Source organism: Pseudarthrobacter sp. LMD1-1-1.1 (genome assembly GCF_040676255.1).
GTDB lineage: Bacteria > Actinomycetota > Actinomycetes > Actinomycetales > Micrococcaceae > Arthrobacter.
Window position 1 is genome coordinate 837,761 of sequence record NZ_JBEGHP010000012.1, and the last position, 25,901, is coordinate 863,661.

The window sequence follows — 25,901 nt, forward strand, 5'->3', positions numbered from 1 at the left end:
CCCGGAGGTGTCAGGGGCGCTTAGTGCCCGTCGACGCCCAGCGTCTCAAGCAGCGAACTGCGCAGGAGCGCGAGTTCCGCGGAGGCACGCTCTCGCGGCCGGCTGCCGGGCACCTTGATGGTCCTGACGATGGTGGCGCCTGCGCCGGCGGCGTCGGGACCCAGGACGATGATGCGGTCGGCGAGCTGAAGGGCTTCGTCAACGTCATGGGTCACCAGCAGGACGGTGGTGGGCTCTTCCCGGTGGATGTCCAGGAGCAGGTCCTGCATCTTGATGCGGGTGAGGGCGTCCAGCGCGCCGAAGGGTTCGTCGAGCAGCAGGACCCCGGGGTTCCGGGCCAGGGCCCGGGCAAGCGACGTGCGCTGCGCCATGCCGCCGGACACCTCGCGGGGACGATGTTTGGCGAAGTCCTGGAGCCCCACGAGTTCCAGGAGCCGCGCCACCTTGGCTTTGCCTTCTTTCGCGCTGGTTCCGGCAGGCAGTCCGATGGCGACGTTGGCCTGCAGGGTATGCCAGGGAAGCAGCCGGGGCTCCTGGAAGGCGAAGGCGCACCGGGGATCGATGCCATGCACGGGGGTGTCCTCGATGACTACCGACCCCGCGCTTGGATAATCCAGGCCGGCGGTGGCGCGCAGGAGGGTGGACTTTCCGCAACCGGAGGGTCCCAGGATGGCCAGCACCTCTCCCGCTGCCACATCGAAGGTCACGTCCCGCAGGACGGTGTGGGCAGCGGAACCGGTACCGAATGTGCGGCGCAGGCCCCGGAAGGACACCGGAAGGGCTGCCGCGTGGGCGGTGCCCGCCCCGGCAGGCAGGGGCGACAAAACTGCGGTCATAGGATCACTCCATCGGTCCTGGCAGTAGCACCCTACGGAGCCAGCCGTCCGGAGTGGTCAGTTCCGGATACCCGCGGCTGCGGTCCTTGCTATCGCCGGGGCGTTGGGGCGCGTCCGGCGACCAGGGTTGCTGCGGCGTCATCGATCCAGGTCTCTCGGCCGCTCGGGATGGTCAAAGACCACTACACAGCAATGAATCGGCGAGAGCAAACTCTCGCGTCTGCCGCGTAATATTCGTTCACGCGTCCGTCAGCGAATGGAGATCGTTCTTTTATTCGACACTCCACGAGCCCGGGCATGGCGCGTAGGCTGATCCCATGGGCCACACGAACGATCCTGCAGTCATTGAACGCCTCATGCGAACCAAGGGCCGCTGGGCCATCGTCGGCCTCACCACCAATGAGTGGCGCGCAGCCTACGATGTTTCGCTCTTTATCCGCGACAAGCTTGGCATGGACATCATTCCCGTCAACCTGCCCGGCGATACTGTCCACGGCGAAACCGGGTACCGCACCCTGGCCGGCATCCCGGCCGAAAAGCAGCCCATCGACGTCGTGGATTGCTTTGTGAATTCGCAGAAGGTGGGCAGCGTGGTCGACCAGGCCATTGCCGTGGGGGCCAAAGCCGTCTGGCTGCAGCTGGGCGTCATCGATGAGGCGGCGGCGGAGCGCGCCAAGGCGGCCGGCCTCGACGTGGTGATGAACGCCTGCCCGGCGCAGCTCGCCTGGAAGTACAACCTGTAGAGCTTCAGCGGCTCCGGCAATTCATCAGCTGCGGCCCTGCAACAAGTGAGGATAGTGCCGCTCCGTGACGTCAGGGTGTGCGCGCATGCGGCCCTTGAGCATGTTCATGCCGAAGGAAGCCAGCAGCGGGTTCGCGGGATCGTCCGTGATGCCCCGGGCCGCCGCCTTCAGCCCGGGAGCCAGCGGAACCGGTTCGATGACCGCATCGAGCCGGGGCGACCAGAAGAACGGTACCGAGTAGCGGTCCACACCCGGCGGCGGGGCCTGGACGCGGTGGATAGTGGCTGCGAGGTATCCCTCCGTGGCTACTTCCAGCATCTCGCCGAGGTTCACCACCAGGGCTCCCGGAAGGGGCTCCACGGGCAACCACTGGCTGGTGCCGGGCGGCAGTACTTCCAGGCCGCCCACGCCGTCCTGGAGCAGGAGGGTCACGAACCCGTAGTCGGCGTGCGAACCGACACCCTGGTCACCGGCGGCTTCCACCACGCCGCCCACGTAATGCACCAGCTTGCCCATCCACGCCGGGGTGTCCCGGAACGGTTCATCGAAGTAGTCCTCCGGCAGCTGCAGCGACACCGCGATGGCCCGCAGCAGCTCCATCCCTACCTCCGACATGAGCTCGGCCCACTCCATGGCGGCAGGCCTGAGCCCGGGGAACGCCTCGTCCGGCCAGAGGTTGGGCCCCTGCAGCAGCCAATAGGGCTGGTCCTCCGGATAGTCCTTCACCGGCTCACGTTCCGGGGAGTAGTCGATCTGCTCCCTCGCGTCCGCCCGGCCCTGGGTCACTTCGGTGCCCATCCGGGTGTAGCCGCGGAAGTGCGGGGACAGCCGGTTGTCCAGCTTCATACGCTCCTCAAGCGGCAGGTTGAAGAAGCGCCCGAGGAGGTCCAGCAGCTCTTCTGCCTGGCCAGGGCGGCCCCCGTAGCCGGTGATTTGGAAGAAGCCCACATCGTGGGTGGCATGCCGCAGCTGCTCGATGAACTCCGGGCTGAAGGGCCCGTAGGGCTGCCGTGCGGTACTCAGATCCAGAACAGGTATGGCTCCCTGGTCGCGTGACATCCTCGCAGACTAGCACCGTGCAGGCCTGCTTTATAGGCTTCCTTCATGGACCCAAACGCGCTGCGGACGATCTGCCTTTCGTTTCCGGGAGCCTACGAGGATTTTCCGTTCGGACCGGAAACATCGGTCTTCAAGGTCCGGGCCCACATTGCCGGCGGCACCCGCCACGAGGCCAAGCTGTTTGCCCTGTCATCCATGGATGAGGACGACTTTTACGTGAACCTGAAGTGCGAACCGGCCCTTGCCGTGCAGCTGCGGGCGGTGCACCCGGCGATTACCGGCGCATGGCACATGAACAAGACCCATTGGAACGGTGTCCGCCTTGACGGTTCGTTGCCGGACGGGATGGTCAAGGACATGGTGGAGGACTCCTACGACCTGGTGGTGTCAGGATTGAGCCGGAAGCAGCAGGAACAACTGGGGTGGGCGCGCCTCGGGAAGGAAGGCAGCATTGACTGACAGGGCCGCGGCCAGGCTGGACTACCCGGGAGTGGGAGGCACGGAACAGGGCAGCGCTCCCGAAGGATACGGCCGTGTCCTTGAGGAGGCACGCCTGGGGACCGGACTGGACGTTTACCGTCGCGTGGCGGACGGCATCCTGGCCTGGGAGCTGCAGCGGCGGGCAGGTCTGCGCGTCCGCGCGGATTCGCCAAAGGCGGTCCCCGGCGCACGCGTGGTGAGCGGATTCGGCGTCGGGCCCTTCCGCCTGCCGGCCCCCTGCCAGGTGGTGTGGGTCCATGAGCCGACGCCGGACGGCGTGCCGCAATCGGCGGGTTTTGGCTACGGGACGCTGCCCGGACACCCTGCCCGAGGGGAGGAATCCTTTGAAGTGGAGATCAACAGCCAGGGTGAAGTATGGCTGCGGATCCGGGCGTTCAGCAGGCCTGCCAACTGGTTCTACGCGGCTGGCGGCGTGGTGACCCGTGCGGCGCAGCGCTACGTTACTTCCCGGTACATTGAAGGGGCACGCAGTCTCGCCGCGGAAGGAAAATCCCAGTGATCTTTATCGTCGTCAAGTTCAAGGTCAAGCCCGAGTGGTCCGAGCGCTGGCCGGCCCTCGTGGCGGACTTCACCGAAGCCACCCGGAAGGAACCCGGCAACCTCTGGTTCGACTGGTCCCGCAGCCTGGACGATCCCAACGAATACGTCCTCGTGGAAGCCTTCAAGGACGACGACGCCGGCGACCACGTGAACAGCGGCCACTTCAAGAAGGCCATGGCGGACATGCCGCAGGCCCTCGCCGAAACCCCCAGGATCGTCAGCCGGCAGCTCGACGGCGACGGCTGGGACCGGATGGGCGAGCTCACCATCGAGTAGGGAAGGTCCGGAGCCATGTGGATTGGCTGGATCGAGTTCGACATCCTCCTTGGCGACGTTCACAGCCTGAAGGAGAAACGGTCCGTCTTCAGGCCGCTCCTGGCCGAGCTCAAACGCCGCTTTGAGGTGTCGGTCGCCGAGGTAGGGGACCACAGCCAGTACCGGCGCACGCAGCTCGGCGTCGGCCTGGTGGCAGCGGACCGGCCACACCTTATGGAGGTGCTGGCCGCCGTCGAACGCTTTGTGGCCGGCCGGCCCGAGATCGAGCTGCTCAGCGCCCGACAGCGCGAGCTCCACAGCGAGGACTGACCCCGCCGCCACCCTCGCCTCGCAAGCTCGGCCAGGGAACCCTGGCGGCGTTGGCCCACCCATCGATTGCTGAGATCTTGTCGTTTTCACGCGCCAAAACGACATCTGCTCAGCAATGGATGGAGGGTGTGGATAACTTCTGCGGGTGTTGTCGGGATTCTGCTCTCATGGATCGATGAAGACCCCACACCCGCTGCCGGAGGAACTCCGGGGACGCCCCTTCACTCTTGTTGACGCTTCGGTTGCCGGAGTCTCCCCGCGCCGCTGGCGGCACGGGTCGCTGACATACCGTGGCCGGGGCATCAGGGTGGAAGGCACGACGACGGCGTTCCCCTTAAGCGTTCGGGTTCGGCCCTTCATCGAGGTCAACGAGCTGTGTGCAGCCTCGCACGTGACGGCTGCGGAGCTGCATTCGCTGCCGCAGCGGCGCCAGGACGAGGCCCGTGACGATTACCACCTCATCCGCCCCGAAGGTGCCGCCCACCTGGACAGGCCCCATGTCATCGTGCACCGCATGAAGCTGTTTGAGGATGAGGTCGCCACACTTGACGGAATTCCGGTGACAACGCCTGCCCGGACCTGGCTCGACATGGCCGAGTTGTTGTCCGTGGATGAAATCGTGGCCATGGGGGACGCCTGTGTCCGTGCTCCGCGCTTCGAATTCGAGGGCCGAAGCATGCCGCTGTGCAGCATATGGGACCTGCAGCGGACCATCGACAGGCACCGGGGAAAGCGGGGCCTCCGGAAGGCCAAGGAGGCCCTGGAACTCATCCGGGTCGGATCGGATTCGGCCCAGGAAACGATGCTCCGGCTCGCTATCGTCCGCGCAGGCCTGCCCGAACCCGAGCTGAACGTTCCGATCATCACCGAGGACGGCGTCAGGCACCATGAACCGGACCTGTCTTACCGCAAATACAGGATCGGAATCGAGTACGAGGGCGAGCACCACGGAGATGAAAGCCAGATCGCCAGGGACATAACGCGCTCTGAACGGTACGCCGCCCTGGGGTGGACGGAGGTTAGAATTTCCAAACGCCACATGGTCAACGATGCGAAACCGGCCGCAGCCAAAGTTCTTGTTGCCCTGGCGCAGGCCGGCTGGCGAAGGGGTTCTTAAAATCGAGTGCTCCGTACTTGTCGTTCTGACGGGTCAAAACGACAAGTACGGAGCAGTCGATGGGTGGTGCCGGTGAGGGGCTAGCCGAAGTACTTCGGCAGCGTCCCTTCATGGGCTTCACGGAGGGCGTCCAGGGACAGGCTCTCCACACCGTTGATGTCCAGCGTGCCGCTGGCCGCGTCCACCACGCCGATGCGGGTGTGCGCGAAGCCGCGGGCGGTGCACATGTCGGTGAAGCGGACTTCCTCGGACCGGGGGACGCCCACGATGGCGCGGCCCTGGGACTCGGAGAAGAGTGCCGTGAACAGGTCCACGCCGTCCCGGTCCATGATGTCCTGCAAGGCGATCCGGGCGCCCACGCCGTAGCGCAGCGAGGATTCAACCAGCGCAGCTGCGAGGCCGCCCTCGGAGAGGTCGTGCGCGGAGTCGATCATGCCGTCGCGCGAAGCATTGATCAGGATCTCGCCCAGGGCGCGTTCTGCCTCAAGGTCAACCTTCGGCGGCTGCCCGCCCAGATGGCCACGCATGTTGGCCCACTCTGAACCGTCCAGCTCGGCGCCTGTGGTGCCCAGCATGTAGATGGCCTGGCCATCTTCACGCCAGCCGGACGGCGTGCGGCGCGCAACGTCGTCGAGCTTGCCCAGGACCGCCACCACGGGGGAGGGGTGGATGGGCGTGGTGCCCGTCTGGTTGTAGAGCGAGACGTTGCCGCCGGTGACCGGGATGCCCAGCACCATGCAGGCGTCGGAGAGGCCGCGGATGGCCTCGGCGAGCTGCCACATGACGTCCGGGTCCTCGGGGGAGCCGAAGTTCAGGCAGTCGCTGACGGCCATGGGGATGGCGCCCGCGGTGGCGACGTTGCGGTAAGCCTCGGCCAGCGCCAGCTGGGCGCCGTGGTACGGATCGAGGTAGGTGTAGCGGCCGTTGGCGTCGGTGGCCAGGGCCACGCCCAGGCCGGTTTCCTCGTCAACGCGGACCACGCCGGCGTCGTCGGGGAATGCCATGGAGGTGTTGCCGCCCACGTACCGGTCGTACTGGTTGGTGATCCAGGACTTGGAGCACATGTTCGGCGAGGCCACGAGTTCAGTCACGGCCGCAGCCAGCTCGGCCGGAGCGGCCGGGCGGCCGGCATCCTGCACCGAGCCGGTGAAGGTGTCTGCCTGGACGGAATCCTGCCACTCGGGGCGGGCGAACGGGCGGTCGTAGACCGGGCCGTCGTGCGCCACGGTGCGGGGATCGACGTCGACAATCACGTCGCCTTCCCACGTGATGATCAGGCGGCCGGTGTCGGTCACCTCGCCCAGCCAGGAGTACTCCACGGCCCACTTGTCCATGACGGCTTCGAACGCTTCCACGTTCTCCGGGGTCACCACGGCCATCATGCGTTCCTGCGACTCGGACATCAGGATCTCGCCCGGGGTCAGCGTGGGATCGCGCAGCAACACGGAGGTCAGCTCAACCTGCATGCCGCCGTCACCGTTGGAGGCGAGCTCGGACGTGGCGCAGGAAATGCCCGCGGCGCCGAGATCCTGGATGCCTTCCACCAGGGAGCCCTTGAAGAGCTCCAGGCAGCACTCGATGAGGACCTTTTCCGCGAAGGGATCGCCCACCTGGACGGCGGGGCGCTTGGAGGGCTTGGTGTCGTCAAAGGACTCGGAGGCCAGCACGGAGGCGCCGCCGATGCCGTCGCCGCCGGTGCGGGCACCGAACAGCACCACCTTGTTGCCCTTGCCGGAGGCGTTGGCGAGGCGGATGTCCTCGTGGCGCATGACGCCCACGGCGAGCGCGTTGACCAGCGGGTTGCCCTGGTACACGGAGTCGAAGACCATTTCTCCGCCGATGTTGGGCAGACCCAGGGAGTTGCCGTAGCCGCCGATGCCGGCAACCGCGCCGTGCATGACGCGGGCGGTGTCCGGGTGGTCGATGGCGCCGAAGCGCAGCGGGTCCATAACGGCCACGGGGCGGGCGCCCATGGAAATGATGTCGCGGACAATGCCGCCGATGCCGGTCGCGGCACCCTGGTAGGGCTCAACGAACGACGGCGAGTTGTGCGATTCGATCTTGAAGGTCACGGCCCAGCCGTCCCCCAGGTTGGTCACGCCGGCGTTTTCGCCGATGCCCACCAGCATGTCCTTCTTCATTTCCTCGGTGACCTTCTGGCCGAACTGGCGCAGGTGGTTCTTGGAGGACTTGTAGGAGCAGTGCTCGCTCCACATGACGGAGTACATGGCCAGCTCGGCGCCGGTGGGGCGGCGGCCCAGGACCTTGACGATCTCGTCGAATTCGTTCTGCTTAAGGCCCAGCTCGGCCCAGGGCAGCTCGGTGTCCGGGGTCTTGGCAGCGTTCTCGACGGTGTCGATGTTGAACTTCTTGGTGGTTTCGGTGGTCACTTGTCGCCTCCCACAATCTTGTTCAGTACGGAGGTGAAGAAACCGAGTCCGTCGGTGTCGGACCCGCCGATGCCGTCCAGCGACTCGGGGCCGAAGCCCGGTTCCACGGCGTGCTCCGGGTGCGGCATGAGGCCCACCACGTTGCCTGCGGCGTTCGAGATGCCGGCGATGTCCCGGCGGGAACCGTTCGGGTTGAAGCCCACGTACCGGAAGACGACGCGGCCCTCGGCCTCAAGGGCGTCCAGGGTTTTTTCGTCGGCGATGTACTGGCCGTCCTGGTTCTTCAGCGGGATGGTGATCTCCTGGCCGGCCTCATAGTCCAGCGTCCACGCCGTGTTGCTGTTCTCGACGCGCAGCACCTGGTCGCGGCAGAGGAACTTCAGGTGGTCGTTCTTGATCATCGAACCGGGCAGCAGGTGCGACTCGGTGAGGATCTGGAAGCCGTTGCAGATGCCCAGGACGGGCAGCTTGGCATCGGAGTTCGCGGCGTCGATGATTTTGGACATCAGCGGGGCGAAGCGGGCGATGGCGCCGGCGCGCAGGTAGTCACCGTAGGAGAATCCACCGGGGATGATGACGGCGTCGACGTCACCGAGTTCGGCGTCGCCATGCCAGAGTTCGACGGCGGTGGCACCGGCCAGGCGGACGGCGCGGGCAGCGTCCCGGTCGTCAAGGGTGCCGGGGAAGGTAACGACGCCAATCCGGGCGCCGGCGAGGCGCGGCTCCGCCGCGACGGCGACAGCCTCGCCAATCAGGGGAAGTTCAGTCATCTCAGGCCTCGACGACCTCGACGTTGACGACGTCCTCGATCACGGGGTTGGACAGGAGGGTTTCGGCGGCGTCGCGGGCCTGGGCCAGGATTTCCTCCGTCACCTCGCCGTCGACCGTCAGTTCGAAACGCTTGCCCTGGCGGACAGAGCTGAAGCTGGTGAAGCCCAGCCGGGGGAGAGCGCCAACGATTGCCTTCCCCTGCGGGTCCAGAATCTCGGGCTTGGGCATGACGTCAACAACGATCCGGGGCATCCGGCAACTCCTGTGCGTGAGCTTGGGTAAGGGCGCAGCGGAGTGGTGCCGTCTCACGCCGTACCGGGGGTGCCGGGGACAAAGGGGGTCACCTGCGTTGGTTCACCATGAGGTCGGGCGCTCCGCGAGCTTGCTCTACCATTCTACCGGCCCGGGCGCATCCCTTTGAATCGCGCGGTTCCCTGCAGCGGAGCCGCGCGAAACGCCGGGGCCGCACGGCCATTCTTTGGCTGGTTCTGGAGTTGCCGGGAGGCCTTCACTAGGATTGCTGGATGGCTGAGAATTCGAAGTCCGTGCTGTTGCCGGTGGTTGCCGCTGCCGTGTTCGCCGGTCTGGGCCGGATGGTGTTCCAGAAGGTGAAAGCGGACCGGCTGGCCCGCGAGACCCGGGTGGCCGGGCCTGTGGATGAAAAGACCAGGCAATGGATCAGTGATGTGGTGCGCACTCCCCGGCAGTAGCACGGGCAGGCTTCCTCCGCTCCTTGCAGGGCGTCCTTCGGGGCGCCCTTTTTTAGTTCCGCACTCCTTCGGTGTTCCCCGTATGACAAGCGGAATTTTCTTAAATGTGCTCTATGTCATATCGCGCTATCAGTCTGTACTCTGTGAACAGTCTGGTCGCGGCAAATTACAAAACCTGTAATTCCCTCTGCAGTGCCAGTCATTGGGGCGCCCACCAAGTATGGGCCGCACATCGTGAAAGGGTTGCACGTGAAATCAACTGGAAAGAGCCCTTCGCGGGCTGGGGGACTCCGGAAGGCGGCCGCGCTGGCCGTCGGGCTGCCCCTGATCCTGAGCTCGCTGGCCGTGGCTCCCGCCTCGGCGGCGCCTGGCGTCCAAGGCCCGGGAAATGTTTCCTCCAGCGCAAAGGACAGTCAGTTCAAGGACGGCCGGTACATTGTGGTACTCGCCGGTCCGGCCGCCGCGGCCTACGAAGGGGGAGCTGCAGGACTTGGTGCGACCAAGCCCCAGCTGGGCAGGAAGCTCGACGCCGGCAGTCCCAACTACAAGGCGTACGACGCCCACCTGCGCACCCAGCAGCGGGACGTTGCAGCGGCCCAGGGCGTCACCCCCGCCAAACAGTACACCGCAGCCCTTAACGGGTTCACGGCGGAACTGACGGCAGCGCAGGCCGCAGCACTGTCAAAGGACAGCCGGGTCCTGGCCGTGGCACCGGACGTCGAGAACAAGCCCGACTACACCACCACCGACTTCCTCAAGCTCACCGGCCCCGACGGCGCCTGGGCCCAGCAGTTCGGCGGCGAAGCCAACGCCGGCAAGGGCGTTGTGGTGGGCGTCATCGACTCCGGCTACGCGCCGGACAACCCCTTCCTGCAGGGCGAACCGCTGAAGCCGCTGCAGGGCGACCCGCAGGTCGGCGTTCCCTACCGCACCGGTGACGGCAGGATTGCCATGCTCAAAGCGGACGGCACAACCTTCGAGGGCGAATGCCAAAAAGGCCAGGGGACCGGGGCGTCCTTTGACGGATCCCTCTGCAATTCCAAGGTCATCGGCGCCCGCTACTTCGCGGATTCCTTCCTTCAGTATGTGCCCCCGGCGGAGCGTGCCCCGGAAGAGCAGATCTCCCCGGTGGACGTGGGCAGCCACGGCACGCACACCGCCACCACGGCCGCCGGCAACGCCAACATCGAACAGGTGATCGACGGAGCCAGCTTCGGGAAGAGCTCCGGCATTGCCCCCGCCGCCAAGGTTTCGGTCTACAAAGTCTGCTGGGAGGACACCAACCCGGACACGGGCGGCTGCTACTCCTCGGCGTCGGTTGAGGCCGTGGACGCGGCCATCAAGGACGGCGTCGACGTCCTGAACTATTCCATTTCGGGCAACAACAACAGCACCACCGACCCTGTGGCGCTGGCATTCCTGAACGCTGCGGCCGCCGGGATCTTCGTCTCGGCCTCCGCCGGAAACTCCGGCCCGACCGCTTCCACGGTGAACCACGCGTCCCCGTGGCTGACCACGGTTGCTGCGTCCACCTTCCCCAGTGACCTGCTGGGAACGGTCAAGGTGTCCGACGGGTCGCTGTACCGCGGCGCGTCGATCATGAAGTCGGAAGTGGCGGACAAGCCCGTTGTCGTGGCTGCTGCTGCCGCGGCCCCCGGCGCGGCCAACCCCAACCTCTGCGGTCCGGGAACCCTTGACGCCGGCAAAGTGGCGGGCAAGGTAGTCGTCTGTGACCGCGGCGTGGTGGACCGGACCGCCAAGAGCCAGGAAGTCCTGGCCAAGGGCGGCGTGGGCATGATCCTGGTCAACCTCACCAGCAGCTCCGAGGACGCCGACAACCACGTCATTCCCACCGTCCACGTCAATGCCCCCAAGAGCCTGGAACTGAAATCCAAGCTGGAAGCCAACCCGGCGCTGACCGTCAGCCTGGTCAAGGGCGACCTGACCGGCCTGCCCCCGGCAGCCGCACCCCAGATCGCCGGCTTCTCATCCCGCGGACCCACCCTGGCCTCCGGCGGTGACCTGCTCAAGCCGGACATCTCTGCCCCCGGTGTCAACGTCCTGGCCGGCGTCTCCACCATCGGCAACCACGGCGCCCAGTTCGGATTCATGTCCGGTACCTCCATGGCAGCCCCGCACATCGCCGGTTTCGGCGCGCTGGTGCTGGGTAAGCAGCCCAAATGGACCCCCGCCAGGGTGAAGTCCGCCATGATGACCACGGCCTATCCGCTGGTCAACGCCGATGGCACCCCCAATACGGATCCGTTCCAGGGCGGCGCCGGCCACATCGACTCCACCCGGGTGCTTGATCCCGGGCTGGTCTACGACTCCGGCATCCAGGACTGGCTTGGTTTCCTGAATGGACAAGGTGTGCAGACCGGAGCGCCACAGGCAGGCACCATCGCCGCCCGCGACCTCAACCTGCCCTCGATCGCCCTGGGCAGCCTGGTTGGAGAGGTCCAGGTGAAGCGCAAGGTGACCGCCTTGGTGCCGGGCATGTACCGTCCCGAGGTGAACATGCCGGGTTTCAACGTCAACGTCGAACCCAAGGCCCTGAACTTCGCCAAGGCAGGCCAGACCCGTGACGTAACCCTGACCATCCGGAACGTCAGCGCACCAATGGGCAAATTCAGCACGGGAAGCCTCACCTGGAAGGGGCCCCGGACGGTGGCGTCACCAATCGCCATCCGCCCCGTTGACGCCCAGATCGCCCCGTCCTTCACCTTCAGCTCGGCCACGGGCACCGGCAGCGGCACCATGGAGCTTGTCTCCGGTTCGGACAATCCCATCGCCGTCGCCGTCGAAGGACTGGCGCCGCTGAGCCAGACCGCCATCACCAAGACCCCGGGCGCGTATGCCCCGACGAACGATGCGCACAATGCCCTGGTCCAGGTAAACGTGCCGGCCGGCACGTCGTTTGCCCGGCTCGGCATCCAGGCGCAGTCGAACGACGTCGACTGGGACATGGTGGTCTACGCCCCGAACGGAGCGGGCGGCCTCACGGCCACCCAGGTGGCAACAGCATCCGCCAGTGAGTTCCTGGACCTGGAATCACCCCGTCCCGGAACCTACTATGTGGTGGCCAACCTGTACGCCACACCTGACAACGGCCCCGCCACGGCCTCCGTCCAGGCGGTGACCTTCGCCGGGGACGCTGGCAATCTCACGGTGAACCCGAACCCCATCGTGGCGCCGAACGGAACCGCCACCTCGGCGACGCTGAACTGGACCGGCCTTGCTGACGGTTCCTACCTCTCACGGCTGAGCCTTGGCAGCAACGGCATCAAAACGTGGGTGAACGTGCAGGTGGGACCGGGCTCCGCGCCCGCCCCGGCCGGCGCTCCCCAGCTTGGCCTGGCACAGGCGGTACCCGCCACCTGACCGGGAAGACATGGGGGGAGGTCCCGGGTGGTCGTCTGGCCACCCGGGACCTTTTTCGTTCCGGCCGCTTTCGTTCCGGCCTCGTTGCTGCTGCAGGAAGCTACGTGGCCGTCCCGCCGAGCAGGGGGCCCATGGCTTTCCAGCGGGCGATTTCGCAGCCGTCGGTACGGGAGAAGGTCGCGTGGACGGCGCGCCCACGGTACATACCCGTGACCACGGCAACCTGCGGGCCCCCGTACTGCTGCGTGCACAGTTTGGGTGGCCCCGGCTTGGGGAAAAAGATGTCTTCGCCGAACCGCTCCACGGCGGCAAGGGCGGCCACGGGCTCTGGCAGGGTGGTCCCGGCAGCCGGGTGCCCGTCCTTTGATACCAGCCGGAACACGTGTTCGGGAGCGTCGGGGTGGTCCCGGATGCTGATGGTCAGGTCTATCACCGTGGCGCTCCTTCCGCGATGACCCCGAGTTCCGCTGCCAGCCGTTCGCGCAGTGCACCCGCTTCCGCTGCGAAAGAGCGCTGGTGCTCAACATAGGCGGCCTTGCCATGGGGCGTCTCAATGGGGATGGCGGGGTACCCCCAGTCGGCCAGGTCGTAGGGGGATGCCTGCATATCCATGGCCCTGATCCGCCATGACAGTTCGAAGCAGTCCATCACCAGCTCGCTGGGCAGCGCCGGCAGCAGTTTATAGGCCCATTTGTAGAGGTCCATGTTGGCATGGAGGCATCCCGGCTGCTCCATGTGCCGCTGCGATTCCCGGCTGGGCGAATGCTCGTTGAGCGGGATGGCATCCGGGGTGTAGAACCGGAACGCATCGAAGTGGGTGCAGCGGATCCTGTTGTCCTCCACCACCTTGTCCGTACCGGCCGCACCCAGCCGCAGCTGCAGGTACTCATGCCGGAGGTCGAACTTGTCCTGCCGGTAGACCATGGCCCACTCGTGGAGTCCGAAGCAGCCAAACTGCGCCGGCCTGGCGGCCGTGCCGCGGAGGATGATGCCGGCGAAGGCCACTGCATCCCTGCGGTCGGCCAAAAAGGCGTGCCGGTCGAAGGTGACCGCGGTGCTTCCCGCAGCCAGTCCCAGGGCGGCAAGCTCGCCGTCGTCGAGCGTCCGGTAATGCTTCCAGCCGAGCCGTCCGGCTGCCTGAGCGCCGGTGAGGACTGCGCCGGCACCGGGGTGCCAGCGCTTCAGCTGGCCGGGCTTCTGGGTGTAGTAGGTGAAGAGGAAGTCTTCCACCGGGTGTTTCTGTCCCGCGGAGCGCCGGGCCAGGTATGGATCGGCATAGCGGCTGACGCGCTGCAGGTGGGCCTCTTCCCTTGCCTGCGCAGTGTCCGCCGCCAGGAGCTTAAGAGGCTCCACCGGATGCGCCCAATACGTCCTTGGCAGCGTCCCACGCGCTGATCTCGCATCCGTTGGTCCGCGAAAACATTGACTCCACGGCGACGCCGTCCACCATGCCCGTGACGGCGGCTGTCTGGGGGCCGCCATACTGCTGGGTGCAGGGCTGTGCGGTTCCGGGCGCGGCCGGAGCGGCGATGGCCGCATTGGCTTTCAGTGCCGCGCAGGCGGCAGCGGCGTTGGGATGGCTGCTTTCCGCGGCCGGCTCACCTGAGGAGCAGACCAGGGTGTAGTTGACCTCGGGCGCGCCCGGGGATGGCACCAGGGTGATGGCGAGTTCAGCGTTCCCCTGCCCCGGGCCATTGCTTGGCCGTGACGTGGCGGGGGCAGGAGCCGGCACTGAAGTTTCGGTGTCGGGGGAGGGAGCTGCAGAGCCCGCGGGGGAGCTTACCGGAGCCGTGGAGGTTGAGGCGGAGGAAGGCGCTGTGCCCTTGGACGTGCCGCTGTCAGGGGTGCCGCTGCAACCGGAGATCAGCCCGGCGCCGACAGCCAGGAATGCCGCGAGCATCCGAAATTTCCGCATCAGGCCACCTCTCCTTCGTCCAGTAATTCTAGTCGCTTGGCGTACGGCGGCAGGTTTCCGTTTGGCCGCAATCACTCACTGGGAGGTGGCGGCGATCAGCCCCATCATGGACGCGTGCAGTTCGGTGACCTGTCCGCGGGTCAACCCCAGCCGCTCCATCATGGTCCCCGGCACCCGGAGCGCATGCTCCCGCAGTGCGGCGCCTTTGGGTGTCAGTTCGACGGCGAGCGCGCGCTCATTGCCGTCCGCACGGCGACGGGTGATGAGTTCCGCCGCTTCCAGCCGGCGCAGGAGCGGGGAGATGGTGGCCGGTTCCTGGGCCAGGGCTTCGCTGATGTTCCGGACAGTGCGGGGGCTGTCTTCCCACAGGCAGAGCATGACCAGGTACTGCGGATGGGTGAGGTTGAGCTTTTCGAGCACGGGCTTGTAGGCGCCCACCACGCTGCGGGCAGCCACGGTCAGCGCAAAGCAGAGCTGATGTTCGAGGAGCAGGTCTTCCTCGTGTGCTGCGTCAGTTTCTTTTGAGTCCGTTGCCGCTGTGGCAGTCATTGGTCCTCCGATTGTTAGTGCACTAATGATTAGTGTACATTGGTGGCAGGTTGGACAGTGAGTGGAAGGAACCTCTTCATGGGCAGGGACAGGTCCGCGGACAAGGGCAATGCCTCCCAGCGCTTCATGCGTGCCACCGGGAAGTTGCGGGCCGTTTTCGGTCCCGCCAGCCGCACCGCGCTGGCGCATGATATGACTGACGAGAACCGCCGCCTGCTGGCCCAGCGCCAGGCGGAGACCCAACAGTGGGAGACCATCACCAGGCCGGACGGCAGCACGTATGTTGTCCCGCGGAATCCTGAAGACCGCTCCCTGCGGTAGCGATTCCTTCGCTTTACGCCGGAGCCTTTTCCGCGTCCCGGGCATAAAATGGGGGCACTGGCTCCTGCCGGGGCCTGCTGCACTTTCGCCCGATGGTCGGGAAGGGGGTGGAAAACAGTGGCACATGTCCTCACCAGCTTCATGGGCCTGACCGACAGGCTGCGCTTCGTCTTTGGTCCTGCCACCCGACTGGACGCCGACGCGCCCGTGGTGCACAAACACGACGAATTCGAGCAGGCCTCGGAAGAGGACCTTTCGCATTTCGTGGTGGAGACCGACTCAACCGGCCACCACTACGCCGTACGCCGTGAAGATTTGGAACGCGAAACCTGATTCTTCCTGGATGCTTCCAGAAACAAAAAAGCCGGACTGCCTTCTCCTGTCGAGGAAAGGGCAGCCCGGCTTTTCGTTGGCGATCAGCGGCCGGTGCCGCCGTATACCGTCGCTTCGCTTTCGGTGTCGAGCCCGAACGCGTTGTGGATGACGCGCACGGCCTCGTCCAGCAGATCGGCGTGCGTGACCACCGAGATGCGGATTTCCGAGGTGGAGATCATGTTGATGTTGATGCCGGCGTCGGAGAGTGCCTTGAAGAACGTGGCGGAGACACCGGGGTGGGACCGCATGCCGGCGCCGATCAGGGACAGCTTGCCGATCTGCTCGTTGTATTCGATGGCCTCGAAGCCGATCTGGTCCTGCGCGGCGTGCAGGGCGGCCAAGGCATCAGCGCCTTCAACGATGGGCAGGGTGAAGGAGATGTCGGTCTTGCCCGTGCCGTGCGTGGACACGTTCTGGACGATCATGTCGATGTTCGAGTGCGCGTCGGCGATGACCTGGAAGATTGCGGCGGCCTTGCCGGGGATGTCGGGGACGCCGACCACGGTGACCTTCGCTTCGGAACGGTCATGCGCAACGCCGGAGATGATTGGCTGCTCCAAGGCAACTCCCTCTTGAGTGGTGATCTTGTCGTCGGCGCTGGGGATGACCCAGGTGCCTTCATGCTGGCTGAATGAGGAGCGGACGTGGAGCGGGACGCCGAACCGGCGGGCATATTCCACGCACCGCAGGTGGAGGATCTTGGCGCCGGAGGCCGCGAGTTCCAGCATCTCCTCGCTGGAGATCGTGTCGATCTTCTGGGCTGACGGGACAACGCGCGGATCGGCGGTGAAGATGCCATCCACGTCGGTGTAGATCTCGCAGACATCCGCTTCGAGGGCTGCCGCGAGTGCCACGGCCGTGGTGTCGGAACCCCCGCGGCCCAGGGTGGTGATTTCATTGGTGGCCCGGCTCATGCCCTGGAAGCCTGCCACGATGGCGATGTTGCCCTTGTCCAGGGCGGTGCGGATGCGGTGGGGGTCGACGTCGATGATCCGCGCCTTGCCGTGGATGCCGTCGGTGATCATGCCGGCCTGGGACCCGGTGAAGGACTGGGCGGAAGCGCCGAGCTTGTTGATGGCCATGGCCAGCAGCGCCATGGAAATGCGCTCGCCGGCAGACAGGAGCATGTCCATTTCGCGGGCGGGGGCGGAGTCGGTCACCTGGGCGGCGAGGTCCAGGAGCTCGTCCGTAGTGTCGCCCATTGCCGAGACGACCACCACGACCTCGTTGCCGGCCTGCTGGGCATCCACGACGCGCTTTGCAACGCGCTTGATGCCGTCAGCGTCCGCGACGGAGGAGCCGCCGAACTTCTGCACAATGAGCTGTTTGGTCACCGCGCCGGAGGCGGGTGCCGCCAGCGGCTGTGTTGCGTTGTGCACTTCGGTGGTGGGCGTACTCATGCGCGTACCTTCATCGGATCAATTGGAGTTCTGGAGGCCAGGCAGCCTGACGCTGGACGGCGCGGCTTTCCTCCACAGTTTATCGCCGCGCCCGGAGGGACGTTGAATTGTGACCACATTCCGGCCATAGGGCGCCGTGGTACCGCGGGCAGGGCTGCGGCACGTCCGGCCCGGCGGGGACTACGACGGCGGGAGGCCGCCGGGTGCCTCAGCCCAGGGCGTTCCGGCGTCCTTCGAAGGCGCGGCCCAACGTGACCTCATCGGCATACTCCAGGTCGCCGCCCACGGGAAGTCCGGAGGCAAGGCGGGTCACTGCGATGCCGATCGTCTTAAGCATCCGGGCCAGGTAGGTGGCCGTTGCCTCACCCTCCAGGTTGGGGTCGGTGGCGATGATGACTTCCTGGATCTCGCCGTCGTTAAGCCGGGTGAGCAGTTCGCGGATCCGCAGCTGCTCCGGTCCCACGCCCGCAATGGGATTGATGGCCCCGCCGAGCACGTGGTACCGGCCACGGAACGAACGGGTGCGCTCCACCGCCAGGACGTCCTTTGACTCCTCCACGACGCAGATCACGGCGGGGTCGCGGCGGGGATCGCGGCAGATATTGCACAGTTCCTGCTCCGTGACGTTGCCGCAGACGGTGCAGAACTTCACCCGTTCCTTGACGGTGGTGATGGCCTCAACCAGCCGTTTCATGTCCTGGGGGTCGGCTTCAAGGATGTGGAATGCCAGCCGCTGTGCGGACTTGGGCCCCACGCCCGGAAGGCGTCCAAGCTCATCGATCAGCTCCTGGACAGCACCTTCGTACACGTTTCCCTCTTTAGCTTGGTGTGAATAGCGGATGAATCAATCAATCGTCAAGGCCCGGCCGCAGGCCGGGCCTTCAGTAGCGTGGCGTGACCGGGCTTCCGTCCAGGGACCGCTCCTCGATCAGTTTCCCGCCCAGGATGCGTTCGACGGCGGCCCGGCCGAAAACGCCTGATTCCTCGATTGTTTCATCGTCGGCGCTTGGTATGTCCTGGACGTAGGCACTCGGCGCCGCGGCGGCCCTGGCCGGGGCCTTGGCCCGTCCTGCCTCAGCTTCGGGGCTGTTGGACAGCCGCTGGTACAGGCTTTGCCGCGTTTCCGTTCGTCCGGCCGCGGGTGCAGAAGTTCCTGCAGAAGCCGGCACGGCATTTCCCGGCTGCGGCCGGGAGGGTGCGGCCGGTGCCTGCGCAACGGACGCACGCGCGGCCGCCTGTGCAACCGCTGCCTGGGAAGCAGTTGGCTGTGGAACCGGTGCCTGGGCAACAGTGGCCTGGGCAGCCGAAGCATGGGTGACCGGGGCAGGTGCGGCGGCCGCCATGGCGAACTCGGGTACCGGGGAAGGATCCGGGGATTGGGCCTGGTACGGCCCCGCATCCGGCTCCGTCCGGCTGGAGCCGAAAACTGCCCCCGCGGCCCAGTCTGGCCCCGCTGCGGCAGCAGCCATGGCTGCCGGGGCCACGGGAATGGAGGGGGGCACTTGGGCGGTTGCGGGCTCGTAATGGGGGACGGTGGCGGACGCCCCAATGTTGTCCTTCGCGGATGCAGGTTCCGGCTTGGCGCCGACGTTGCTCTTGTCTCCCACTACCCATACGCCGGGTGCCTGTTCCACGGCCCGGGTCCAGGGATCGTGGGCGGTACCAGCAGGCTGGGAAGCCGGTTGGCCGGCAGGTTGGGAAGCGGTGCTCGAGCCCGGGCCACCAGTCCCCTGGGGGCGCGTGGCAGCTGCAGGGTGGGCGCCGCCTGCCGCCTGGTCGGCGCCAGTGGCAGGGGAGGGTGGTGCCGTCCGGTTGCCCGGACGTGCGGAGGGCTCCCAGTCCATGGGGGGTTCCTCATCCAGCGGGGGAGCGTCCTCATCCCGCGGCGGTCCCCAATCGTCATCGGAGTAGGAATAGTCGCCTCCGGCAGGCGGGTACGCGGGGTGGGCGGAATTCGTGCCGGAGGTGTCGGCAGCGGTCCCTGCTGCCCGGGCGCTGGCACCGGCAGTGGCAATGGGGCCAGACCCCGCAGGATCCATGCCGTGGTTGCCCCTCGCGTTGGCGTCGGCCGCCGGGCGTGCCCCCGGAGAGGGGGCACCCGGAGGGGTGGCAGTAGAAGGGGCGGCAGTTGAAGGGGCGGCTGCAGGTGCGGCCGACGGGCTTGCGGCGACAGCAGAACTTCCCGAACTGCCGTAAGGGGCGGTGCTTCCCGCGGCGGGGGAGCTGCCGGCAGCGGCTGGGCTTCCGGAACTACCGCCCAGCGGCGTTCCGGTGGCCGCCGCTGCTGCGGGTACCTGCACCGCTGGGGTTGCCTGCGCAGAGGCAGAGGCAGAGGCAGAGGCAGAGGCAGAGGCAGGGGCCAGGCCCCAGGCAACGTCAGCTGAGGTGGCCGGAACCACCGGGCTGGCGGGAACTTTTGGGTTTGGCTCAGAGCTCGCCTGGCTGGCGCCGCCGGCAACCGCCTGGATCTGGCAGTCAATGCCGACGGTCTTGTGGATGGCTTGGCGCAGGTTGTCCGAATGGTCCGCCCTGCCGAAGGCGCCGGCAAGGCCGGACGTGGTGAAGGACAGGGTCAGGACACTGCCGTCGAACGCCTGGACCTGCGCATTGGGTTCAACGAGGGCCCAGGTGCTGCGCTTAATTTTGGACAGCGCCTGCAGGACATCCGGCCAGGCCCTGCGAAGAACCTCGACGTCGCCCATGGCCGTGGGGTTGGCCGGGGACGACCCGCCGGGTGCTTGGTGGTGCGCTGCGGGAGCCTGATGAACAGGGGCCTGCTGGCCTTGCACCTGCTGGCCTGGCGTTTGGGCGCCGGGGGAGTTGCTGCCGGGCCCGTGGCTGGCTGGCACCTGGTCGCTTTGGGCCAGGGGCCGGTCCGGGACGCGAGTGGCCGCGGCCTGGCCGGGCGCCGGCCGGTCTTCCTGTCCCTGCGGTGCTGCTTGGGCTTGAGCTTGGGCCTGGCCTGCTGCGGTGTCTTGGGCCTGCGGCGCTGCATGGTCTTGCGGCCCTGAAGAGGCCCGCTGGGTGGGGTTGGTGGTCCCGCCGGGGGCAGAACCTTGGGGGCCCTGTGGCGTCCGGGGCCGGGACGGTTCTGCCTCGACGGGCCAGTCGCTGGTGCTGACCCGCGGGGGTGTCAGGGGACTGCGGGCGCCGTCAGCGGCGGGAGCAACCTGTCCGTCCCCGGAACCGGGCATGGCGGGAGCAGCCGGTCCGGCATGGGCCGACGCGGATTGGGCCTCCGCAGCCTTGGCTGCAGCAGTATTGGCAGAAGGCTCCGGGGCAACCGGCTGGTGCGCGCGCTGGGAATCCATCGGGGAACCGGCGGGAGTGGCAGCTGGGGCCATTGGCTGGACTGGCGTTGGCTGGACTGCCGCCGCCGGCACCTCCGCCGATGCCGGCGCTGCCGTGGCGGGAGCACCGACGTCGTTCCCGGCGTAGTTCAGCCGCCGCTCCACCCGGTCGATCCGGGCTGCCATGCCGCGCTCATTCTGTTCAGCGCTGGGCAGCAGGATCCGGGCGCACAACAGCTCCAGGTGCAGCCGGGGGGACGTGGCCCCGGTCATTTCGGTCAGGGCCGTGTTGGTAACATCAGCGGCCCGGGAAAGCTCCGCCGCGCCAAGGTTGTGGGCCTGGTTCTGCAGCCGGGCTATCTGGTCCGCCGGCATCCCGCGCAGGATGGCGTGGGCGCTCTCGGGCATGGCCTGCACGATGATCAGGTCGCGGAAGCGCTCCAGCAGGTCCTCTACGAACCGGCGGGGATCGTGGCCCGTCTGGATGACCCGGTCCACGGCGCGGAAAACGGTGGCGGCGTCGGAAGCAGCCACGGCTTCCACGACGTCGTCCAGCAGGGACGCGTGGGTGTAGCCGAGCAGGGCCACGGCGAGCTCATAGTCCAGTCCGTTGGGTCCGGCGCCTGCCATGAGCTGGTCCAAGACGGAGAGCGAATCGCGGACGGAGCCGCCGCCGGCGCGGATGACCAGTGACAGGACGCCAGGGGCGACGGGAACGTTTTCCTGGCGGCACAGAAGCTCCAGGTATGCCATCAGGGGCTCAGGCGGCACCAGCCGGAACGGGTAGTGGTGGGTCCTGGAACGGATGGTTCCAATGACCTTGTCCGGCTCTGTGGTGGCGAAGATGAACTTGATGTGTTCCGGCGGCTCTTCCACGATCTTCAGCAGGGCGTTGAACCCGGCGGAGGTGACCATGTGGGCTTCGTCGATGATGAAGATCTTGTAGCGGTCCCGCACGGGGGCGTAGGTGGCGCGCTCGCGGAGGTCCCTGGCGTCGTCAACACCGCCATGGCTCGCGGCGTCAATCTCGATGACATCGAGGGAACCCGAGCCGCCGCGGGCCAGCTCAACGCAACTGGGGCAGGTTCCGCAGGGAGTGTCCGTGGGGCCTTGGGCGCAGTTGAGGCAGCGGGCCAGGATACGGGCGGACGTGGTCTTGCCGCAGCCCCTGGGGCCCGAGAAAAGGTAGGCGTGGTTGACGCGGTTTTTCCGCAAAGCCGTCATCAACGGCTCGGTGACATGCTCCTGGCCAATAACGTCAGCGAACGAGTCGGGACGGTATCTGCGGTACAGGGCGGTAGTAACTGTCACAGAGAAAACCCTACCAATCCGGGCTGACATCATGCCGCCCTGTGGAGGAATAGTAAAGACCCCCCATGCACCCGCCAGAGCCCGTCTACCCTTGCTACCTTCCGGTCCTGGGGGAGTTCAACAGGATGACGCCACATGAGGGGCCGTCAGATACTTTACCCGAACATCCGGCCCGACTCGAATCGGACCCGGCGCCGCCGCCCGAGGCCCTGGCACGCCGCCCGGCGGGTCGGCGGCACCTGGCCGGTGGATGCCCGGGGACGGATGTCCATTGCTTATCCCCGCCCCAGCCGGGATCATGGCTATGTACACCGATTGGGGCAATCTCAAGGTTGTGAGCTGCGTGGCCTGGCTTAACGGGGTTGGACCCGGCAGCTCAACGGTGCAACGGGGAATGGGCGCATTGGGGGCGTCCATTTTCAGGTTAAGGCAACCGTCGCCGCGCCCCTTTGAGGCGGGCTGCAGCCGGCAGAAAATCGCCGCCGGATGGGCCAATTGGGCGATGCGGAAAACTTCAGGTAATCTAGTACCTGCTTTTGATTCAGAAGCAGTTGGAGAATTCGCCTAGCGGCCTATGGCGCACGCCTGGAACGCGTGTTGGGTTAACGCCCTCGGGGGTTCAAATCCCCCATTCTCCGCCGGTCAAGAACCCGGCCCCGGTAACCCGGGGCCGGGTTCTTGCTTTTTTGCCTCCGTTGCAGCCTTCCGATTCATGGTCAGGCCAGATCTGCCAAGGGTTCACCAAGCCGCCTCAGGCGCTGCCTCGCTGCTGTTTCGCTGGGACCCATCCGCCTCCGGGGACCGCCCAGGGCCAGGTGGACGACGCCGAGCACCACCTTTGTGGTTAGCCGCACGGGCAGGGGAAACGGGCCCAGCCGTGGAAGAGAGAGCCCCAGCATCTGGCGGTACCGGGGTTCCAGGCTGTAGACCGCAGCGGCAAACAGGATCCGGTAGCCAGGCTTCAGCAGCGGATGCAGCGGCGCATTGCGGATGAACTCCACCGTCTCTTTGACGCGGCCGTCCGCCCGCAGCCTCCCCTGCGCGTACCAGCGTTCCAGTTGGCTGCGCATCTGCGCCTCCGTCAGCGGCGGGTCTTCCACCCCCATCAGCCGCCCGGCCTGGGCCCACTCCCGCACGTAGGCGTCCGGGCCGCCGGGGATGGGCCCGCCCCAAATCCTGTGGGCTGCGAGGAAGCCGTCCGTGAAGGCCAGGTGGATCCAGTTGGCCAGCCCCGGATCGTTGGCACTGTAGGTGCGCACTTCGCCGTCGTTGTCCTCGTAGTTGCCCTGGACTGGCTCATGCAGGCGGCGTACCCGCCGTGTTGCTTCCTCCGCGGCGTCCGTGGATCCATAGGTGACCGTAAAGATCCAGCGGATTGTGTTGGCCAGCCGGCGCAGGGGGTCGTCACGGAAGTTGGAGTGCTCATGCACGCCCGCGAGCGCACCAGGATGGAGCGACTGCATGAGCAGCGTGCGGATTCCACCCACGATGGGCGTCATGGAGCCGTGCACCGCCCACACCGCCGAACCGGGCAGGTGGTAGCCAGCGTTGTCGCCCTCGGCCAGCTTGAGCGTCCAGTCCGGCGGGGCGTCGGCCCTGCCTGAGAAGGTCTTTTTGATTTCGTCCTGCCAGGTACGAAGGACATTGCGCATGAGACATTGTCGCCCATTTGCGCCACGCGCGGCCGGATCCGGCAGGGAAGCGCAGCTCCACCCCCTAACGACCCACAAAAAACCCGCATTGTCCGGCTATGGGGTTTCCACGCCTGCGGTCCTGTGGTCCCATGGGACATACCGTCGAGACACCGTGCGGCAGGCCACGTCGTGGAGTCAGTCAATTGGGCAAGAAATCCGTGCCCGGCAACCGCAAGCCGGACCAGCGTACCTTTCCCCCCGTTGCCCGGGCCGTCGCTGCTGCCGGCGTGCTGGCGGCGTCCGTCTGCGCCGTCAACCTTTCCGCAGGCTCCGCTGAGCCGCCACAGTTGGCGCGATCGGTGGCCGGCACCGGGACCACTCCGGGCAGTGCCGCCCCGTACCGAACGTCCGGAACGGCGAACCTCCGGGAAGGGCACGGCGAACCAGCCCCGACGGCAACGGACCAGCTTGGCGCCACTGCCCTTCCGCCGGCCATCTTCTCCAATCCGCAGGTGGCCCTGGCCTTCCCGCACACGTCCATCGGCGGCGTCGACCAGGGCGCCACGGCGGCCCTCACGCTGGGTCCGGCCGGTGCCGGCAGGCCATTGCCCGGCTTCCTCATGGCGCCCCTGCAACTTCTGGACCCGAGCTCGCCGTTCGGGTTCCGGGTCAGCCCGATCAGCGGGGCGGCGGGAGACTTCCACCTGGGCCAGGATTACGCAGCCCCCTGCGGAACCCCGGTCTACGCCGCTGATTCCGGTGTTGTGCGGGCAGCCGGCTGGCACCCCTGGGGCGGTGGCAACCGGATTGAGATTGACCACGGCGACGGGCTCATCACCACCTACAACCACCTGGAATCCATTGGTGTGCACACCGGCGACCAGGTGCGGGTGGGCCAGGTCATCGCGCGCGTTGGCACCACCGGATGGTCCACGGGCTGCCACCTGCATTTCGAGGCAATCCTGAATGGCCGCTACACCAACCCCCTGAGATGGAGCTTCCTCCAGCTCCGGGCGCTTGACCAGGCCCTTCCGGGTGAGATGGTTTCGTACGCGCCCGGCATGGGGTTGTCCGGCGGCAGGATCAGCTGGACCATCCCCCTCCAGGTTGATCCGGGTGACGGGCTCCCTGCAGCGGGGCTCCAGGTTTCACCCTTCCCGCCGCTTTTCGTACCCGGCCCGGCACCGTCGCCATCCCAGGCAACGGGCATCGTGCTGCCCGCTCCCAACGTGCAGTTGACGACGACGGCACCGCCGACTGCTGAACCGTCGGTAAGTGCCGCGCCGCCTTCGCCCGCGGCGGCACCCAGCGATCCGTCGACCGTCCCGGCAAGCCCGACGCCGTCTCCGTCACCGACGGAGCCATCGCCGTCGCCCACTTCACCCACCCTGACTTCACCAAGTCCCACGCCGTCGCCGACACCCACTTCGCCGACCCCGACTTCGCCAACTCCGACGTCACCAAGTCCCACGCCGTCGCCCACACCGTCGCCGTCGCCCACGGACCCTGCAAGCCCAACGCCGACGACTTCGCCGGTTCCCGCCCAGCCCACGCCCACTGAACCGGCTCCGGCGCCAACGCCGGTTGATACCGCGCCCGCCCCCGCCCCCGCCCCGGCTCCGGCGCCAACGCCGGTTGATACCGCGCCCGCCCCCGCCCCCGCCCCGGCTCCGGCGCCAACGCCGGTGGAACCTGCCCCCGCTCCCGCCCCAGAACCGGCGCCAACGCCGGTGGAGACCGCGCCCGCTCCCGCCCCGGCCCCAGCACCGGTTGAGCCGGCCCCGGCACCAACCACCACCGCCCCGGCACCTGCGCCGACCCTGCCGCCTGCGGAGCCTGCCCCCACGCCGACGCCAACCCCCACCCCTACCTCGACAGAACCAGTACCGACTGCACCCCCGGCCTAGGGAATTTCCACCCCGGACCCGTACGGCGCCCCGCCGGCACCGAATCCCTTCCATGAACATCTCTCCTCTGACACGCAGCCACCGACCCCTCTATCCGATCCCGCTGATCCTGAACGATGGCACCAGGACATATTTCGGCCAGTTCAAGGGAAAAGTGGTGTTGGTGGTCAACGTGGCCTCCAACTGCGGCTTCACGCGGCAGTACGCAGGCCTGGAGGCCCTCTACGGCAAGTTCCGCGACAGGGGGTTCGAGGTCCTGGGCGTTCCGTGCAACCAGTTCGCAGGGCAGGAGCCGGGGACGGACAGCGACATTGCTGACTTCTGCGAACGGAATTTCGGTGTCACGTTCACGTTGACGGCCAAGGCAGAGGTCCGCGGCAGGAACCAGCACCTGCTCTATTCGGAGCTCACCAAGTTCAAGACCGGGCTATTGCCGGGGCTGGTGAAGTGGAATTTCGAGAAGTTCCTGGTCAACCGGGAGGGGGACGTGGTGGCGAGGTTCGCCCCCACGGTCGAGCCCGACTCTGCAGAGATCATCGAGGCCATCGAGCATGCGCTCGAATAAA

Annotated in this window: 25 protein-coding genes, 1 tRNA gene and 1 other RNA gene; 13 read left to right on the top strand and 14 right to left on the bottom strand. The window is 66.9% G+C overall.

Annotated elements, in window-relative coordinates; all coding sequences use genetic code 11:
- Positions 1 to 20: 20 nt before the first annotated feature.
- Positions 21 to 836 (bottom strand): ABC transporter ATP-binding protein, encoded by an 816-nt coding sequence (locus MRBLMD1_RS09540; RefSeq protein WP_364399044.1) that lies wholly within the window; start codon positions 834 to 836, stop codon positions 21 to 23.
- 317 nt (positions 837 to 1,153) lie between these two features.
- Between MRBLMD1_RS09540 and MRBLMD1_RS09545 the strand changes: the two genes are divergently transcribed.
- The gene (locus MRBLMD1_RS09545) at positions 1,154 to 1,579 is read left to right on the top strand and encodes a CoA-binding protein (RefSeq protein ID WP_159633530.1); all 426 of its coding nucleotides are present in this window, start codon (positions 1,154 to 1,156) and stop codon (positions 1,577 to 1,579) included.
- Positions 1,580 to 1,603: 24 nt separating this feature from the next.
- Here the strand turns inward: MRBLMD1_RS09545 and MRBLMD1_RS09550 are convergent, their stop codons facing one another.
- Positions 1,604 to 2,638, bottom strand: a complete 1,035-nt coding sequence (locus MRBLMD1_RS09550; protein ID WP_364399046.1) for an isopenicillin N synthase family dioxygenase — start codon at positions 2,636 to 2,638, stop codon at positions 1,604 to 1,606.
- Positions 2,639 to 2,683: 45 nt separating this feature from the next.
- Between MRBLMD1_RS09550 and MRBLMD1_RS09555 the strand changes: the two genes are divergently transcribed.
- From MRBLMD1_RS09555 to MRBLMD1_RS09575, 5 genes are all read left to right on the top strand, one after another.
- Entirely contained in the window at positions 2,684 to 3,097 is a 414-nt protein-coding gene (locus MRBLMD1_RS09555) for an MmcQ/YjbR family DNA-binding protein (protein ID WP_364399048.1), read from the top strand.
- Positions 3,090 to 3,638 (top strand): DUF1990 family protein, encoded by a 549-nt coding sequence (locus MRBLMD1_RS09560; protein ID WP_364399050.1) that lies wholly within the window; start codon positions 3,090 to 3,092, stop codon positions 3,636 to 3,638. The genes MRBLMD1_RS09555 and MRBLMD1_RS09560 overlap by 8 nt, the downstream gene beginning before the upstream one ends.
- Positions 3,635 to 3,955, top strand: a complete 321-nt coding sequence (locus MRBLMD1_RS09565; protein ID WP_364399052.1) for a putative quinol monooxygenase — start codon at positions 3,635 to 3,637, stop codon at positions 3,953 to 3,955. Before MRBLMD1_RS09560 ends, MRBLMD1_RS09565 begins: the two co-directional genes overlap by 4 nt.
- A 15-nt stretch (positions 3,956 to 3,970) precedes the next feature.
- Entirely contained in the window at positions 3,971 to 4,264 is a 294-nt protein-coding gene (locus MRBLMD1_RS09570; RefSeq protein WP_364399054.1) for a DUF503 domain-containing protein, read from the top strand.
- Between the two features lie 175 nt (positions 4,265 to 4,439).
- Positions 4,440 to 5,381, top strand: a complete 942-nt coding sequence (locus tag MRBLMD1_RS09575; RefSeq protein WP_364399056.1) for a hypothetical protein — start codon at positions 4,440 to 4,442, stop codon at positions 5,379 to 5,381.
- 80 nt (positions 5,382 to 5,461) lie between these two features.
- Here MRBLMD1_RS09575 and purL read toward each other — a convergent pair whose 3' ends face one another.
- Genes purL through purS form a run of 3 tightly spaced genes read right to left on the bottom strand, consistent with a single transcriptional unit; the run spans position 5,462 to position 8,794 of the window.
- Entirely contained in the window at positions 5,462 to 7,771 is a 2,310-nt protein-coding gene (gene purL / locus MRBLMD1_RS09580) for a phosphoribosylformylglycinamidine synthase subunit PurL (protein ID WP_364399058.1), read from the bottom strand.
- Positions 7,768 to 8,541, bottom strand: a complete 774-nt coding sequence (gene purQ, locus MRBLMD1_RS09585) for a phosphoribosylformylglycinamidine synthase subunit PurQ (RefSeq protein WP_043448902.1) — start codon at positions 8,539 to 8,541, stop codon at positions 7,768 to 7,770. The genes purL and purQ overlap by 4 nt, the downstream gene beginning before the upstream one ends.
- A gap of 1 nt (position 8,542) precedes the next feature.
- Positions 8,543 to 8,794, bottom strand: a complete 252-nt coding sequence (gene purS / locus MRBLMD1_RS09590; protein ID WP_015935902.1) for a phosphoribosylformylglycinamidine synthase subunit PurS — start codon at positions 8,792 to 8,794, stop codon at positions 8,543 to 8,545.
- Positions 8,795 to 9,066: 272 nt separating this feature from the next.
- Between purS and MRBLMD1_RS09595 the strand changes: the two genes are divergently transcribed.
- Positions 9,067 to 9,252: a hypothetical protein gene (locus MRBLMD1_RS09595; RefSeq protein ID WP_159633506.1), complete on the top strand. Its 186-nt coding sequence runs from the start codon at positions 9,067 to 9,069 to the stop codon at positions 9,250 to 9,252.
- Positions 9,253 to 9,501: 249 nt separating this feature from the next.
- Positions 9,502 to 12,633: a S8 family serine peptidase gene (locus MRBLMD1_RS09600; protein ID WP_364399061.1), complete on the top strand. Its 3,132-nt coding sequence runs from the start codon at positions 9,502 to 9,504 to the stop codon at positions 12,631 to 12,633.
- Positions 12,634 to 12,733: 100 nt separating this feature from the next.
- Here the strand turns inward: MRBLMD1_RS09600 and MRBLMD1_RS09605 are convergent, their stop codons facing one another.
- The 4 genes from MRBLMD1_RS09605 to MRBLMD1_RS09620 form a co-directional block, all read right to left on the bottom strand.
- A complete protein-coding gene (locus MRBLMD1_RS09605; RefSeq protein ID WP_364399063.1) occupies positions 12,734 to 13,066 on the bottom strand; it encodes a serine protease inhibitor in 333 nt (110 codons plus the stop codon).
- A complete protein-coding gene (locus tag MRBLMD1_RS09610; protein WP_414703679.1) occupies positions 13,063 to 13,986 on the bottom strand; it encodes a 3-methyladenine DNA glycosylase in 924 nt (307 codons plus the stop codon). The genes MRBLMD1_RS09605 and MRBLMD1_RS09610 overlap by 4 nt, the downstream gene beginning before the upstream one ends.
- Positions 13,973 to 14,548, bottom strand: coding sequence for an SSI family serine proteinase inhibitor (locus MRBLMD1_RS09615; protein WP_364399065.1), 576 nt, complete (start codon positions 14,546 to 14,548; stop codon positions 13,973 to 13,975). Before MRBLMD1_RS09615 ends, MRBLMD1_RS09610 begins: the two co-directional genes overlap by 14 nt.
- Positions 14,549 to 14,623: 75 nt before the next feature.
- Positions 14,624 to 15,097: a MarR family winged helix-turn-helix transcriptional regulator gene (locus MRBLMD1_RS09620; protein WP_364399067.1), complete on the bottom strand. Its 474-nt coding sequence runs from the start codon at positions 15,095 to 15,097 to the stop codon at positions 14,624 to 14,626.
- 78 nt (positions 15,098 to 15,175) lie between these two features.
- Here MRBLMD1_RS09620 and MRBLMD1_RS09625 point away from each other — a divergent pair, with 78 nt between their 5' ends.
- The gene (locus MRBLMD1_RS09625) at positions 15,176 to 15,418 is read left to right on the top strand and encodes a hypothetical protein (RefSeq protein ID WP_159633491.1); all 243 of its coding nucleotides are present in this window, start codon (positions 15,176 to 15,178) and stop codon (positions 15,416 to 15,418) included.
- 117 nt (positions 15,419 to 15,535) lie between these two features.
- The gene (locus MRBLMD1_RS09630) at positions 15,536 to 15,751 is read left to right on the top strand and encodes a hypothetical protein (protein WP_159633488.1); all 216 of its coding nucleotides are present in this window, start codon (positions 15,536 to 15,538) and stop codon (positions 15,749 to 15,751) included.
- 83 nt (positions 15,752 to 15,834) lie between these two features.
- Here MRBLMD1_RS09630 and MRBLMD1_RS09635 read toward each other — a convergent pair whose 3' ends face one another.
- From MRBLMD1_RS09635 to ffs, 4 genes are all read right to left on the bottom strand, one after another.
- Complete coding sequence (locus MRBLMD1_RS09635; protein ID WP_175318961.1) at positions 15,835 to 17,193, bottom strand: aspartate kinase; 1,359 nt, start codon at positions 17,191 to 17,193, stop codon at positions 15,835 to 15,837.
- A gap of 208 nt (positions 17,194 to 17,401) precedes the next feature.
- Complete coding sequence (gene recR, locus MRBLMD1_RS09640; RefSeq protein WP_141158226.1) at positions 17,402 to 18,001, bottom strand: recombination mediator RecR; 600 nt, start codon at positions 17,999 to 18,001, stop codon at positions 17,402 to 17,404.
- A gap of 73 nt (positions 18,002 to 18,074) precedes the next feature.
- The gene (locus MRBLMD1_RS09645; protein ID WP_414703680.1) at positions 18,075 to 21,824 is read right to left on the bottom strand and encodes a DNA polymerase III subunit gamma and tau; all 3,750 of its coding nucleotides are present in this window, start codon (positions 21,822 to 21,824) and stop codon (positions 18,075 to 18,077) included.
- Positions 21,825 to 21,845: 21 nt separating this feature from the next.
- An RNA gene (ffs, locus tag MRBLMD1_RS09650) (signal recognition particle sRNA small type) lies at positions 21,846 to 21,942 on the bottom strand.
- Positions 21,943 to 22,347: 405 nt separating this feature from the next.
- On the opposite strand from ffs, the gene MRBLMD1_RS09655 reads away from it, so the two are divergent.
- Positions 22,348 to 22,432, top strand: a tRNA-Ser gene (locus MRBLMD1_RS09655).
- A 78-nt stretch (positions 22,433 to 22,510) separates the two neighbouring features.
- Here MRBLMD1_RS09655 and MRBLMD1_RS09660 read toward each other — a convergent pair.
- Positions 22,511 to 23,446: an oxygenase MpaB family protein gene (locus MRBLMD1_RS09660; protein ID WP_364399072.1), complete on the bottom strand. Its 936-nt coding sequence runs from the start codon at positions 23,444 to 23,446 to the stop codon at positions 22,511 to 22,513.
- 185 nt (positions 23,447 to 23,631) lie between these two features.
- Between MRBLMD1_RS09660 and MRBLMD1_RS09665 the strand changes: the two genes are divergently transcribed.
- Together MRBLMD1_RS09665 and MRBLMD1_RS09670 are read left to right on the top strand one after the other, a co-directional pair.
- The gene (locus MRBLMD1_RS09665; RefSeq protein ID WP_364399074.1) at positions 23,632 to 25,335 is read left to right on the top strand and encodes a M23 family metallopeptidase; all 1,704 of its coding nucleotides are present in this window, start codon (positions 23,632 to 23,634) and stop codon (positions 25,333 to 25,335) included.
- A gap of 52 nt (positions 25,336 to 25,387) precedes the next feature.
- Complete coding sequence (locus MRBLMD1_RS09670; protein ID WP_224024752.1) at positions 25,388 to 25,900, top strand: glutathione peroxidase; 513 nt, start codon at positions 25,388 to 25,390, stop codon at positions 25,898 to 25,900.
- The last annotated feature ends 1 nt before the right edge of the window (position 25,901 follow it).

What these genes read in the sequence shown, in the direction of transcription:
- MRBLMD1_RS09595 (WP_159633506.1), top strand. Translation starts at nt 9,067, where the DNA reads ATGGCTGAGAATTCGAAGTCCGTGCTGTTGCCGGTGGTTGCCGCTGCC.
- purQ (WP_043448902.1), bottom strand. Translation starts at nt 8,541, where the DNA reads ATGACTGAACTTCCCCTGATTGGCGAGGCTGTCGCCGTCGCGGCGGAG.
- MRBLMD1_RS09545 (WP_159633530.1), top strand. Translation starts at nt 1,154, where the DNA reads ATGGGCCACACGAACGATCCTGCAGTCATTGAACGCCTCATGCGAACC.
- MRBLMD1_RS09670 (WP_224024752.1), top strand. Translation starts at nt 25,388, where the DNA reads ATGAACATCTCTCCTCTGACACGCAGCCACCGACCCCTCTATCCGATC.
- MRBLMD1_RS09645 (WP_414703680.1), bottom strand. Translation starts at nt 21,824, where the DNA reads ATGTCAGCCCGGATTGGTAGGGTTTTCTCTGTGACAGTTACTACCGCC.
- MRBLMD1_RS09625 (WP_159633491.1), top strand. Translation starts at nt 15,176, where the DNA reads ATGGGCAGGGACAGGTCCGCGGACAAGGGCAATGCCTCCCAGCGCTTC.
- MRBLMD1_RS09570 (WP_364399054.1), top strand. Translation starts at nt 3,971, where the DNA reads ATGTGGATTGGCTGGATCGAGTTCGACATCCTCCTTGGCGACGTTCAC.
- MRBLMD1_RS09540 (WP_364399044.1), bottom strand. Translation starts at nt 836, where the DNA reads ATGACCGCAGTTTTGTCGCCCCTGCCTGCCGGGGCGGGCACCGCCCAC.
- MRBLMD1_RS09615 (WP_364399065.1), bottom strand. Translation starts at nt 14,548, where the DNA reads ATGCGGAAATTTCGGATGCTCGCGGCATTCCTGGCTGTCGGCGCCGGG.
- MRBLMD1_RS09660 (WP_364399072.1), bottom strand. Translation starts at nt 23,446, where the DNA reads ATGCGCAATGTCCTTCGTACCTGGCAGGACGAAATCAAAAAGACCTTC.
- purS (WP_015935902.1), bottom strand. Translation starts at nt 8,794, where the DNA reads ATGCCCCGGATCGTTGTTGACGTCATGCCCAAGCCCGAGATTCTGGAC.
- MRBLMD1_RS09550 (WP_364399046.1), bottom strand. Translation starts at nt 2,638, where the DNA reads ATGTCACGCGACCAGGGAGCCATACCTGTTCTGGATCTGAGTACCGCA.
- MRBLMD1_RS09620 (WP_364399067.1), bottom strand. Translation starts at nt 15,097, where the DNA reads ATGACTGCCACAGCGGCAACGGACTCAAAAGAAACTGACGCAGCACAC.
- MRBLMD1_RS09635 (WP_175318961.1), bottom strand. Translation starts at nt 17,193, where the DNA reads ATGAGTACGCCCACCACCGAAGTGCACAACGCAACACAGCCGCTGGCG.
- MRBLMD1_RS09555 (WP_364399048.1), top strand. Translation starts at nt 2,684, where the DNA reads ATGGACCCAAACGCGCTGCGGACGATCTGCCTTTCGTTTCCGGGAGCC.
- MRBLMD1_RS09575 (WP_364399056.1), top strand. Translation starts at nt 4,440, where the DNA reads ATGAAGACCCCACACCCGCTGCCGGAGGAACTCCGGGGACGCCCCTTC.